Genomic DNA, 12591 nt, shown 5'->3' with positions numbered 1-12591 from the left:
CGACTATCCGACGTGCGAATGGATCCAATGTCCTCAGGATTTTTTAGGCTCATCGTGGAAAGCCGTGGAGGTTTTCAGGGCAATTGATAATCTGAGGCCAATGGAGGCGGTGTTCGGAGGACAAATCGCTAGATTGAAAAGCGCTGGAGGCCCTTGGTGGTTGGACGGAATACGGAGTCGAACGGGTGGAGTGGCCATCGAAGGATGGCCGCACCCTGTCAGGGTATCTGAAGCCATCAAGCCGGGTGATGCTATGTGAGCAGTGTGGTAAGCGTTGCTCGCAAATCCACGAGGCGACAGTGCACCGGGTTCGTGATCTTCCCCTGTTTGAGAGTGTCGAGTGGTGATGCATGTGCCGCGTCGTCGGCTGTGGTGCGAACAGTGTGGTGGCACCAGGCTTGAGACGTTGGACTGGCTCGGGCGTTACCAGTGGGTCACGGCACGCTTCGCAAAGGCGTGTGAAATTCTGCTCAAGTCGACGAATTTACAAGCCGTTGCAGCGTTCTATTGTTTGGATTGGCATACGGTTAAAGCGATCGACAAGACGAGTCTACGAGCAAGCATTGCCGAGCCGGATTGGACTCAGGTCCGGTATCTGGCGATGGATGAATTCGCGCTGCACAAAGGCCAACGCTACGGTTGTGGTCGAGCCGCTCAGTCGGCCGGTGCTATGGATTGGAAATGGCCGTTCGCGCGAAACCGTCCGAGTTTTCTTTGAGCAACTCCCCGAGGGCGTTGCCGGGCGTATTGAGACTGTTGCGATTGACATGATCACAGCCTACGAACTCGAGATCAAAGCGAATTGTCCGCAAGCCGAAATCGTCTACGACTTGTTCCATGTCGTTGCTAAGTATGGGCGCGAAGTTATCGACCGGGTCCGGGTCGATCAGGCCAACCAACCCCTGCTGTGTGTCTATTTGCTACGCGACAAACTTAAGCGGCTGTGGTTCTACCGAAAGCCAGCTTGGGCGAAAAAGGCGTGGGAACAATGGATTGCACAGGCCAACGACAGCGGTATCGCTGCGCTGAAACTATTTGCGCGGCGCCTCCAAGGTACTGGCACTGCATCCTAGCCTGCTGCCGATACCTTCTGAACACCGGCGTCGTTGTTGAGGGCATCAACAACGCCATCAAAGTCATCAAACGCCGCGCCTACGGATACCGTGACGAGGAATATTTCTTCCTCAAAATCCGCGCAGCCTTCCGCGGCAATCAACGATGAACTTTTTTGGGGGGGCTTATGATGTTTGTATCGGGTAGCGATTACTCTTCGAGTTAGACGGGCTCAGTCCTCGACTGGACCTGACGACGAGTGGGTTGGAGTCCGATAGATGTGGATAACTACAATTGGAGGGATGGATGGAGGGGCGTCAGGTATGGATCGAGATTTCACTTCTTGAGCATTGGGGAGCGGAGCCACATGGAATCCCCCGTGTTGCGCAAAGTATCTTTCGTTGCGGACTGCGGCGACAAGATGTTCGATGGTTTTACTACCATCGAACCCGTCGAGTTTTCATGGCAATCCAGAGAGGAGTTTCACTCGAAGGTCTAGCGTCCAGTATCACCAGTTTCGGCCCTGATATGTTACCGGATGACGTACCGTTGGAGGCCGTGCTAAGACCCCGTGAACGGATCCTTTTTTCCGAAGTTGGTTGGGATCATCCATCGTATTTTTCCGCGCTGATCCGGTTAAGGGGGAAGTGCCCTTTCGTAGTGTTTGGGTACTTGGTGCACGACCTCATTGCGATAAAATTCCCACATTTTTTTGAGCTGGATTTTGGTGCTCGCGTTCGTGAGTTCTTGCGCGCGTTGCCGCAGGTGTGTGATCTGTATGTTTGTGTTTCGAATAGTACGGCTCACGATGTTAGAGAATTATTGGATCCGTTTGCTGAAACTGCTGTTGTCAAGCTTGGCTGCGATGTTGCTGACGTCCGCGAGGGGAAAATGGAGAGTGCTGGGGCGGGGTATGTGCTGTGTACGGCGACAATGGAAGTTAGGAAGAACCATCTTCTTCTATATTTCGTTTGGCGAAATCTTGCGCAAGAGCTCGGCCAGGCATGTCCTAAGCTGCTTTTGATCGGGCGCCCCGGTTGGTTGGCGGGGGATGTTTTGCATCTGTTCGCTCATGATCCAATACTTGAAGGATTGGTTGAGATTCGATCTGGTGTTTCCGATGATCGGATGGTCAGCTTTATAAAAGGCAGTCTTTTTACTGTATTCCCGTCATTTTATGAGGGAGTGGGGTTGCCGGTTTGTGAGAGCTATTTTCACAAGAAAGTATGCGTCACATCTAACACATCAAGTCTTCCAGAAATTAATCCGTTTCCGGAACTAATGTTCGATCCATACGATTACCAGCAGGCATTCCAAATAATTAGATCATTGGTGATTACGCCGACATTGGTGAGTCAATACGAAGCCAAAATTCCGAGTGTTTTTTTTCATCAGACTTGGTCGCAGTGCGTCGATGAGTTGGTTGCGATAATGTCCAGATAATTTTCATGGGACTTTCGTCAAGACTTTTTGGGGGGTGCCCCTATGTAGTTCGTCAAGCACAAGGGGCGGGTTTTGGTTGATAAAGAGTACGGTCGCGCAGCATGGCAAAGAGCACGTCGCAGCGGCGGCGAGCCAGCGCGATAAGCGCTTGGTTATGGCGCTTGCCCTGCTGGATCTTTCGGCGGTAGTAAGCCTGCGAGATGGGGGCTCGCAAAGCGGCAAAGGCTGAGAGAAACAAGGCGCGTTTGAGCACCTTATTGCCGCGTCGGGAGGGGTGTTCACCTCGAATCGAGGAGCCTGAGCGCCGGGTTACCGGCGCGAGACCTGCATACGCGGCCAGATGGGCGGCCGAGGCAAACGCCTTGTGGGCCACTTCGGTCAGGAGTCGTGCAGCGGTCCTGAGCCCGACTCCGGGCATGCTACTCAGGACCGGCCAAAGAGGGTTGCTTTGCACCAGGCGCTCGACTTCGACGGCAATTTCATCGCGTTGTTTGCGCAGGGCAGCCAGTTGCTGGGCCAGGCGCGGCATCACCAGCGTGGCGGCATGCGTGCCGGGCACGACTACGGTTTGCTCGGACAGCGCCTGTGCAATGTCAGCGGCTATGTTTTTGCCAATGCGTGGCGCGAGCTTGATGAGGCGATTAGCGAGTGTCTTCTGGCCTGCGGCCGCGAGTGCCGCAGGCGAGGGGTAGCGCTCAAGCAGATCGAGCACGGCGGGGTGATCGAGGCGAGGCCCGAGCACGCGTTCAAGCGCGGGATGAATTTGCGTGAGTAAGCCGCGAATGCGGTTGCTGGTTTTGACCTGCTCCCCCTGAATAGTCCGCAGACGGTGTAGAGTCCGTTCCAACGAAGGGGAACGGAAGTGAAGAAGCGATTCAGCGAAGAGCAAATCATTGGCGTGTTGAAGGAAGGCGAGGCGGGTCTCAAGCCGGCCGAGTTGTGCCGTAAGTACGGAATCTCGGAAGCGACCTACTACAACTGGAAAGCCAAATTCGGCGGGATGACCGTGTCGGATGCGCAGCGTCTTAAGGAGCTTGAGCAGGAGAATGGCCGGCTGAAGCGATTGCTGGCCGATTCGATGCTGGACAACGCAGCGCTGAAGGACCTGCTTGCCCGAAAGTAGCAAGCCCGCAAGCCAAACGCGAAGCGGTCCGAACGTTGATGACCGAGCGCGCGATGGGTGTCACCCGGGCTTGCGGGCTGGTGGGAATTTCGCGGTCGTTGTTCCGTTATGAGTCGAGCCGAACCGACGACGTCGAATTGACGAGCAGAATGGTGGCCATTGCGGCGCAGAAGCGCCGGTATGGCTATCGCCGCATTCACGTGCTGTTGCGTCGGGAGGGTTGGCTGGCGAACCACAAGCGGGTTTGGCGGCTGTACAGTCAGGCGGGATTGAGCGTGCGCAAACGACGGCGCAAGCGCATTGCCGCAGTCGAACGGACACCTCGACCGCTACCAACAGGACCGAATCAAAGCTGGTCAATGGACTTCGTCTCTGACGGCTTGGCGTACGGTCGGCGGTTTCGGTGCCTGAATGTGGTCGACGATTACACGCGTGAATGCCTTGTCATCGAGGTCGACACTTCACTGCCTGGGCAGCGCGTGAGACAAGTGTTGGAACGTTTGCGGGAGATGCGCGGATTGCCGTTATCCATCACCGTGGACAACGGGCCGGAGTTCGCTGGCAAGGTATTGGATGCCTGGGCGTACGAGGTCGGCATCACGCTGTCGTTCATCCGACCCGGCAAACCTGTGGAGAACGCCTACATCGAGAGCTTCAACGGGCGGTTTCGTGACGAATGTCTGAACGAACACTGGTTCGTCTCGCTGCGTCACGCCAAGCACTTGATTGAATCGTGGCGTATCGAGTACAACACAGAGCGGCCTCACAGCTCTCTCGGCTACCTGACGCCCGAGCAGTTTTCTCGGGCGCATGAAGAACAGAAGTTTTTAACCTCGGACTCTAAAAGCGTTTCGGACTAAAACCGGGGGCAGGTCAGTTTGATTAACTTGGGCGGCTAGATCGTCGTCGAAGCCGCACAGCATGGTTAGCTCGGCGAGCGGCTCATCGGCCAGCCGCAGCGAGCGCAGCGTATGCGGCATGGCGCGTGCGGCTTCGGCGATGACAGCGGCGTCACGTGCGTCGGTCTTGGCTTCGCCAGCATGCAGGTCTGCGATGCGTCGCATGGCCAGGCCGGGTAAGTAGGCGACGAGTGCACCGGCGTCTTGGGCGACGGCGAGCGGCAGCGCGCCAATGGTGGCGGGCTGATCAACGACGAACAGGAGCTGGCCGTGAGCCTTTAGCTCATTAATGAGGGCTCGCAACTGTGTCTCATCGTTAGGCAGGGCCTTATTGTAGAGGCGACGGCCGTTGCGATCGAGGGCCGCGGCATGGTGGTGGCCTTTGCCGACGTCGACACCGATGAAGACATCGACGGCGTCATGAAGTTAAAAGTTATGCATTGCAGTTTGCTCAAATGACGAATTGGCCTGCAAAAAACCATGGTGGCAAGTCTCGGCATCCACGTTACGGACGGCGTCGGAAAACCCGTGCCAAACCCCTATGAGCGATCACCAGCCACCCACCAGGCCCGGTGACAACACCCCCCGGATCATGAGTACGACTGGGGGACTTAATCATGCCGGGCCTGGCTGGCAAAAGCCCCAATTATCGGGGCGTGAAGATAGTAACGGGGGCTGATTTGGGCGGGTAAATTTTGCGGCAATGCTCCCGTTTTCCACGGGCGCGAGAAGTAGAAACTAAGAGTCGCTAACAAAATCATGGCATCGGAACTTGCCCGATGGGCGTTAGAGATGGCATGTTTCGAAGAAAACTTAGAAATGAACTTGATCGGGCAGCGTTGAACGGTATCCTGTTTGTCTCGCGCACCGGAATTCCGTGGGAAGACTTGCCGTAAGGGGTAGGTTTCGGCAGCGGCATGACGTGCTGGCGTCGATTGCGAGACTGGCAATTCGATGGTCTCCGGGGAACGCCTGCATCTCGTGCTGCTCAAGCGCCTGCGTGAACACGACCAAATCGACTGGAGCCGAGCCAGCATTGACGGCGCGTCAGTATCGAGCCTTGGTGGTCATCCCCGATGCCGCCCTGACAAACTGCACGCCGACAAGGGCTACGACTTCGCGCGTTGTCGGCAGCACTTGCACAAGCGCGGCATCATCACCAAGATAGGTCGCTGAGGCGTCGAGAAGAACGACCGCCTTGACAAGCATCGATGGGGTGTTGAGCGCACGCATGCATGGCTTGCTGGATTCGGCAAATTGCGAATTCGCTTCGAGCGTTCGCTTCAGACCCATCTCGCCTTGCTCCGTCTTGCATGCGCCGTCATTTGTGCTCGGCTCGTTGATCGGTTTTGTTCGCGACTCTAAGCGGCCATGGCCAGCCGCTGCTTCGGGGTAAAACCGCCCAATGCCATATTCGGGCGTTCGTGATTGTAAGTCCACATCCAGTCGGCCGCTGTCTCCCGAACCTGCTCCAGGTCCTCCCACAGATACTGCGACAGCCATTCATAGCGCGCGGTCCGGTTGAACCGTTCGATATACGCGTTTTGCTGCGGCTTGCCCGGCTCGATGTATTCCAGCCGGATGCCTTGCTTCTGCGTCCACGTCACAATGGCCGCACTCTGGTATTCCGGGCCGTTGTCACAACGAATCACCTTCGGCTTGCCGCGCCATTCCATGTGCTGCTTCAGCGTGCGGATCACCCGCTCGGACGGCAGCGAGAAATCCACCTCAATGCCCAGCGCCTCGCGGTTGAAATCATCAATCACGTTCAGCGTCCGGATGCTGCGCCCGTCAACGAGCTGGTCATGCATGAAGTCCATTGACCACACTTCGTTGATGGCGTGCGGCACCGACAGCGGCTGCGGCGTTTCGCGCACCAAGCGCTTCTTCGGCCTGATTCGCATATTGAGTTCCAGCCCGCGATAAATCCGGTAGATGCGCTTGTGGTTCCAGCCAAATCCCGAACTATCTCACGTGAGCGTCCTGGGTTGACCGTCTGGGCTTTGTGTGTTTGGGCTTCGGCCTATGTCGCTTTCGGGGGCTTGCTGAGAATGTGCGGTAGTGAGGCTCTTTGCTGAAAAATTTGAGGTGCTCTTGAATTATACGATTTTGTCTCTCGGTTACGGTCGCTGTGCGCGGTGCCGCTTGTTGCGATGCCGAAAATGAATGTACTCCATATATATCGAACGTATTTCCCTGACGCACCCGGGGGCGTGCAAGAGGCAATTAAGCAAATCTGCCTCGCGACTCGAGAGTACGGTGTTGAGTCGAAAATTTTCACGCTATCGCCAAATCCGGTTCCTTGCGAATTGCTTTTCCCGGAAGGAGGGGTGGTTCGAGCGAAATCATGGGCCGCGCCCGCGTCTTGTGATATCGGCGGTTTGGGCTCGTTGTTGCGATATCGAGAGTTGGCCCGTTGGGCGGATGTTCTGCATTTTCATTTTCCTTGGCCCTTTGGCGATGTGTTGCGGATGCTGGGCGATAGAGCAAAGCCGGCGGTGATGACGTATCACTCGGATGTCGTTCGGCAAACGAAACTCAAGCTTATTTATGCACCGCTGGCGCGACAGATGTTGCGTTCGATGTCGGCCGTTATAGCGACTTCGCCGCCTTATGTGGAATCGAGCCCTGTGTTGAGAGCTTGGGGGCGGCCAGAGCGATTGCATGTAATTCCACTGGGAATCTGTGATTATTTCGCGGGTAACGGCCCGAGGAATTTCGATCCCGAAGTGCTTGCGCGATTGCAGTTGGGAGCTCGGCCATATTTCCTATTCCTCGGAGCGCTGCGCTACTACAAAGGGCTGCACACGCTCATTGAGGCGGCGTCATCAATTCACGCACATATCGTAATTGCCGGGGATGGGCCGAGTTTGGGGCGCTTGCAGCGATTTGCCGTCGGTCGAGGTGCGTCCAACGTCATATTCGCTGGGCAGGTTTCCCGCGAGGAGAAGACGGCGTTGCTTGCCGGGTGTCGAGCCCTGGTGTTGCCCTCCCACTTGCGGTCTGAGGCGTTTGGAATGGTGCTCGCGGAAGCTTCAATGTTTGGCAAGCCGATGGTTTGCTGCGAAGTTGGGTCGGGCACATCGTACGTGAATGAAGATGGTGTGACGGGATTCGTTGTGCCCCCTGAGTCGCCTCATCTGATGGCGGAAGCGTTAAATGTCCTCTTCGCTGACGAAGCCCGCGCGTCGCGGATGGGCGCTGCTGCAAGAGCGCGTTACGAGCGACTGTTTTCTGGGGCGGTGCTGGGGGCGTCTCACCGCAAACTCTACGACGCCGTTGTGGCGTGATTGTCATGATGCGAGGTGTTTGGGCGGTTGGTGTGTCCGTCAGCTTCAGGCGAGGCGAACGATGTGTGGCCGAAGTCACGTTGGCGCGTGGCGACAAGTTCTGGTTTCCTATGCCGAACACGAAGAATAGTATTTCCAGCCATCTCGCGAAGTGGCTCCCGGGGCTACTGATCACCGTATTCCCTGCGGCTGCTCTGAGCATTCCCCACGCGGCTAATGCTCTGCTTATCGTGGTTGCATTGATTTCTCTACGTTTATGCTTCCACCGCAATTATCGTAGTGGAGTGGCGTTGAGCCTTCGAAATGTCGATGTACGCATCTTCTGCGTCGCCATGGCGGCACCGATTGCCAGCATTTTTGTCAGTGAGGCGCTGCATGGAAATTTCGTTGCGAGCACATTTGATTCTGCCTCTCGTTTCCTCATTGCGATCCCGATTTTTCTAGTGTTGCGCGCACGGCGTTTCGTTATCCTGTCATGGAGCGGATTGTGTTTTTCGTTGGGAGGCGTCGCAGTGGCAGCCGTAGTCGTTTTTGCACCTCGGGATTGGGGATATGGGCGAATTGGAAGCGCGTTCCTGAATCCGATCCATTTTGGCGACATTGCGACCGTCTTGATGGTGCTGTCGTTGGTTTCGATTCACTGGCTTGCGCGGGATAGTTGCGCCGTGCTTGCACTAAAGGTGATCGGGGCGGTGGGGGCTGGATATGCATCGCTTGCTGGAGGGTCTCGTGGAGGGTGGATTGCGTTGCCAGCTATTGCGTTGCTGGTGGTCTATGTTGGCATGCGGGGGCGCACGTGGCGATCCAAGCTGGCGGCGCTGGCGGTGATAGCGGTTGTGCTTGCGCTTCCTTTCAGATTTGCGCCGACGGTCATGTCCCGCTTCGGTGAAGCTCGTACTGATATCGGTGCAATGCGATATGGCGATGACGATACCAATGTTGGTGTTCGTCTCAAGTTGTATCAGGTCGGCGCCATGCTATTTCTGGAAAGGCCGTGGACCGGACTCGGTGCGAATGGGTTTAAACGTGTTATGGCGAAATTGGAAGAGGATGGAGTCCTTTCTCCGCATGCGGCACAGTTGGGGCGTGGAGAGACCCACAATCAGATCATTGCGTACGCCGTTGACTACGGTATCCCAGGACTGTTTGCTGCGCTGGCGTTGTATGCCATGCCGTGGTGGATGTTCTGGCGGGGACGCCGATCTGCCGAACTCATCCCTCGGCGAACTTCACTCATGGGGCTGATTTTCGTCCTGAGTTTCTTTGTTTTTGGGTTGACGGTCGATACCTTCACGCTGAAGGTGACCGCTTCAGTCTATGCGGGGATTTTGGCCGTACTTGCGGGTCTTGCTGTGGGTTGTGTTGGGGCTGGCGGCGTGGCAAAACCTTGCTCAGGAGAGGATGTATTCGATCGTCATAGCTGAAGTCGCTTGATCGTTGAAGAAATGCGGCTGTAGTGTCGCTGTTCAAGCCGTGTATGCCTGAACGAACTTCAGGGCGTCGTCGAAGCTGGCCACGCGGCAGGCTTGATGGTGCGTATGTTCGAACGGAGACGCCTGTGCCCCTTGCTCAAGGGGGAGGGCGGGCTATGTAGTTCGTCAAGCACAAGGGGGGGATAAAAGTGCCGTCGCGCAGCATGGCAAAGAGCACGTCGCAGCGTCGGCGTGCCAGCGCGATAAGCGTCTGGTCGTGGTGCTTGCTCTGCTGGATTTTTCGGCTGTAGTAAGCGCGGGAGATTGGATCTCGCAAGGCGGCAAAGGCAGAGAGAAACAAGGCGCGTTTGAGTACCTTGTTGCGGCGCCGGGAGGGGGGCACCGCGAATCGAGGTGCCTGAGCGCCGAGTTACCAGCGCCAGGCCGGCGTAAGCGGCGAGATGAGCGGCCGAGGAAGCCTTGTGAGCGACCTCGGTCAGGAGTCGCGCGGCGGTCCTGAGCCTGACTCCGGGCATGCTGCTCAGGACCGGCCAAAGGAGGGTTGCTTTGTACCAAGCGCTCGACTTCAGCGGCCATCTCATCGCGTTGCTTGCGCAGGGCGGCCAGTTGTTGTGCCAGACGCGGCACGACCAGCGTGGTGGCATGGGGGGCGGGCACAACTGCCGTCTGTTCGGACAGAGCCTGCGTAATGTCAGCAGCCAGGCTTTTGCCAATGCGCGGCGCGAGCTTGATGAGGCGGTTGGCGAGGGTTTTCTGGCCGGCGGCGGCTAGTGCTGCCGGCGAGGGGTATAGCTCGAGTCGTGCTGGGTGATCCAGGCGAGGCCCGGGCACTCGCTCAAGCGCGGGATGAATCTGCATGAGCAGGCCGCGAATGCGATTACTGGTAGGTGTTGGTCACGCGCCTTGAATTCAGTGATGAGGGTTCGCAGTTGGGCTTCATCGTTAGGCAGCGGCTTGTTGTACAGGCGCGTGCCATTGCGATCGAGGGCTACGGCGTGGTTGGTGATGGCCGTTGCCGACGTCGACGCCAACGAAGACATCGACGGCGTCATGAAGTGGAAACGAAGTGTTTTGCATTGCGGTATGCACAGGAAATGAATCGGTCTGCAAAAAACCATGGTGGCAAGTCTCAGCATCCACGTTACGGACGGCCTCGGGAGTTCCTGTGCCAAAACCCCTATGAGCGATCACTGGCCACCCACCCGACTCGGTGACAGCGCCCCGGACATGGCTATGACTGGGGGCAGAAATCATGCCGGGCCTGACCGGCCAAAACCTCGATTATCGAGGTGCAAACATAGTAACGGAGCGATCTGTGTTGAGCATCGATTTGCGCATATTCGAGATCTGAATCGGATGGGTGTCTTCAGCATCGGAGGGTATGTATGGAAAAAATTATTTACGAGGGGAGATTCCGCCTCGTGCTCAGCGCTGTGCCTACTCAATCGGAAGAGCGGCACCCGCTTGTCGGGTGGGTGGCTGTGGCAACAGTATCCGATCGAACGTTTGTTCCTTTGCCGGTGAGTCTTGCCGAATATGAGGTTGGACGAATCTTTGACGCAGAGGATAACCCTAGATTTGTTTCTGCCGAGTTGGCGATCTGTTGGGCGGAGCGACATGTTCGGCCGAAAGTTACAGCCGAAGTGCGTAGGATTTGTCGTGAGCGGGAATGTTGACTGATGGAAGGAGTGCGTGAATAGCTATTTCAGGCTGTGCTCTTATTATGTCAACTTGACTGTTTGAAGAAACAGCAACAGATCGTCGCCTTCGAAATGCTGGTTTGCTATGTAGTTCGAGAATTCGACGTTTCTCCTTTGAGGCGAGTTGGATATGATGTCGAGTATCGTTTTGCGATATTCGTCTGGATAGGGAGCAATAGGTGGATGGCCAAGCGCAAGAGTGCGGTGGCCGCGGCGAGCCGTCAGGGACTTCAAGCCGACGGCATCGCCGTCTCGCTTGCCAAGCTGTGCCGTTGGGTTCGGCGCACTGCGGGCCTGTGAAATCGGCACCCAAGGTCGACGCGAGGTTTGCCGCACCGATCAAAGCGCCGATTGAGGAGTCGCCATCGGTTGGCTACCGGACGGTCGCGCACCTGCTAGTGTTAACAAGAACATTGGGCGGCGAATGTTCCAGTTGATGGGCCGGCAGATTCGCAAGCAATCAGTCGGCTTTAGACCGTGGATTCAAGCTCTGTCATCGGTGGCGAAGACGCCCAATGAGCGTTGATCAACGGATTTGTGTCGCGTGTGGTCGGGGCGGGACGGATGGGTGACGCTGGCGCTGGTGATCGACTGTCACCCGCGTGGGCTATTGGACTGGCACTTGTCGCGAAGTGTGCCCCGCATTGCCGACAGCGCCATGGAACACGTGCTGATCGCTCGCTATGGCTATCGTTCTTATATCCATTTCCCCTCAGCTTTGCTGATCATGATTACGGACCTATCCCCCCCGCCCTGCGGGCGAATCTGGCCAGACAAAAAAGGACTTGCGGCTTTCGCGGCAAGTCCCTTCGGTACCGCCTCAATACTTAATTAGTTACTATTTCCCTGATACGGAGCTAGTCAAGCCGTAGAGACGGAACCTGCCCGCTTCAATGTTCCCCGTAGCCTTACCGCCTGCGGGGTAGAAAAACAACTGGATGGCATTGTACGAATCCGTACTCCCGATCAAAACGCCACCACCTTCGGTGCGTACGTGTTCTCCAGTTTTCAGAGTGGAAATACTATCCATCAAGAAATGGTGAAATACCCCATTTTTGTGTGGCTGTACCAATCGGATTCGACCGGAGATACTAGTACTTGCTTGAGCGCTCAGTTCCCCTTGCAAAGTCAACGCAGATGCGTTTAGTGAATGAAGCTCGGTATCTGCCTTGCCATTAGCCATCCCGCGATCCTCAAGCTGAGACAAAGCATAGCCCGTTGTTACCCAATTCTTCCCATTATCGCGTGAGACCTGCAAACCGAAGTACACGCCGTTGTCCTGATTAGTTCGTACGTTGCTGAATTCCACCTCGAAATCTGTGTAGGCTCCATCGAGAGTGAAGTTCACATGGCCCTGTTTGCCGAGTTCTGCATCCGCGTCGTACGCGTGAAGCAATTTTCGGCCAGTAGTGGCAGCGACGAGTGCGGGCTCGAAGTCGGGTGACTTTAGCTGGCCTAATATTTTCCCGGGGAGCCCTTTTTCCAAGTCGTTCAGTACGGTGTCCTTGATTCCAGCCGTCGCATCGTTAGTGGCAGTCCTGACGGCTGCATCAACGGCAGGCTTGACGGCTGCATCAACGGCAGGCTTGACGGCTGCATCAACGGCAAGCTTGACGGCTGCATCAACGGCAGGCTTGACGGCTGCATCAA

Annotated in this window: 5 protein-coding genes and 6 pseudogenes; 6 read left to right on the top strand and 5 right to left on the bottom strand. The window is 56.4% G+C overall.

The window, feature by feature from the left end; genetic code table 11:
* Positions 1-143: 143 nt before the first annotated feature.
* Both C266_RS09600 and C266_RS26770 read left to right on the top strand, forming a co-directional pair.
* Positions 144-1222, top strand: a pseudogene (locus tag C266_RS09600) (ISL3 family transposase).
* A 293-nt stretch (positions 1223-1515) separates the two neighbouring features.
* Positions 1516-2496 carry a glycosyltransferase gene (locus C266_RS26770; RefSeq protein WP_168162887.1) on the top strand — a complete coding sequence of 327 codons (981 nt, stop codon included), beginning with the start codon at positions 1516-1518 and terminating at the stop codon, positions 2494-2496.
* 52 nt (positions 2497-2548) lie between these two features.
* Here the strand turns inward: C266_RS26770 and C266_RS26765 are convergent.
* A pseudogene (locus C266_RS26765) lies at positions 2549-3292 on the bottom strand (transposase); the annotation flags it as partial.
* A 66-nt stretch (positions 3293-3358) separates the two neighbouring features.
* On the opposite strand from C266_RS26765, the gene C266_RS09585 reads away from it, so the two are divergent.
* Positions 3359-4479 (top strand): IS3 family transposase gene (locus tag C266_RS09585; protein ID WP_371257057.1). Its coding sequence is split into 2 segments (ribosomal slippage): positions 3359-3599 and positions 3599-4479, totalling 1122 coding nucleotides; the frame shifts between segments, so codons are not numbered across the junction.
* Between the two features lie 15 nt (positions 4480-4494).
* On the opposite strand, the pseudogene C266_RS09580 reads toward C266_RS09585, so the two are convergent.
* Positions 4495-5000: pseudogene (locus C266_RS09580) on the bottom strand (IS110 family transposase); the annotation flags it as partial.
* Between the two features lie 345 nt (positions 5001-5345).
* On the opposite strand from C266_RS09580, the pseudogene C266_RS26760 reads away from it, so the two are divergent.
* Positions 5346-5883 (top strand): annotated as a pseudogene (locus tag C266_RS26760) (transposase); the annotation flags it as partial.
* On the opposite strand, the pseudogene C266_RS09570 reads toward C266_RS26760, so the two are convergent.
* Positions 5880-6479 (bottom strand): annotated as a pseudogene (locus tag C266_RS09570) (IS3 family transposase); the annotation flags it as partial. The pseudogenes C266_RS26760 and C266_RS09570 overlap by 4 nt on opposite strands.
* A 201-nt stretch (positions 6480-6680) precedes the next feature.
* Here C266_RS09570 and C266_RS09565 point away from each other — a divergent pair.
* Both C266_RS09565 and C266_RS09560 read left to right on the top strand, forming a co-directional pair.
* The gene (locus tag C266_RS09565; RefSeq protein WP_036662308.1) at positions 6681-7808 is read left to right on the top strand and encodes a glycosyltransferase; all 1128 of its coding nucleotides are present in this window, start codon (positions 6681-6683) and stop codon (positions 7806-7808) included.
* Between the two features lie 65 nt (positions 7809-7873).
* The gene (locus C266_RS09560) at positions 7874-9232 is read left to right on the top strand and encodes an O-antigen ligase (RefSeq protein WP_010808307.1); all 1359 of its coding nucleotides are present in this window, start codon (positions 7874-7876) and stop codon (positions 9230-9232) included.
* Between the two features lie 145 nt (positions 9233-9377).
* Here C266_RS09560 and C266_RS09555 read toward each other — a convergent pair.
* Both C266_RS09555 and C266_RS09550 read right to left on the bottom strand, forming a co-directional pair.
* Positions 9378-10377, bottom strand: a pseudogene (locus C266_RS09555) (transposase).
* 1402 nt (positions 10378-11779) lie between these two features.
* Positions 11780-12591 (bottom strand): hypothetical protein (locus C266_RS09550; RefSeq protein ID WP_010808311.1); only part of this gene is annotated, 812 nt, incomplete at its 5' end.

Source organism: Pandoraea sp. SD6-2 (genome assembly GCF_000389825.1).
In the GTDB taxonomy this organism is placed as follows: Bacteria; Pseudomonadota; Gammaproteobacteria; order Burkholderiales; family Burkholderiaceae; genus Pandoraea; species Pandoraea communis.
Note: the sequence above shows the minus strand (reverse complement) of the source record. Positions and strands in the feature narration are given on the sequence as shown.

Bases quoted from the DNA above. Each gene is read 5' to 3' on its own strand.
- C266_RS26770 (WP_168162887.1), top strand. From the start codon at position 1,516: ATGGCAATCCAGAGAGGAGTTTCACTCGAAGGTCTAGCGTCCAGTATC.
- C266_RS09565 (WP_036662308.1), top strand. From the start codon at position 6,681: ATGAATGTACTCCATATATATCGAACGTATTTCCCTGACGCACCCGGG.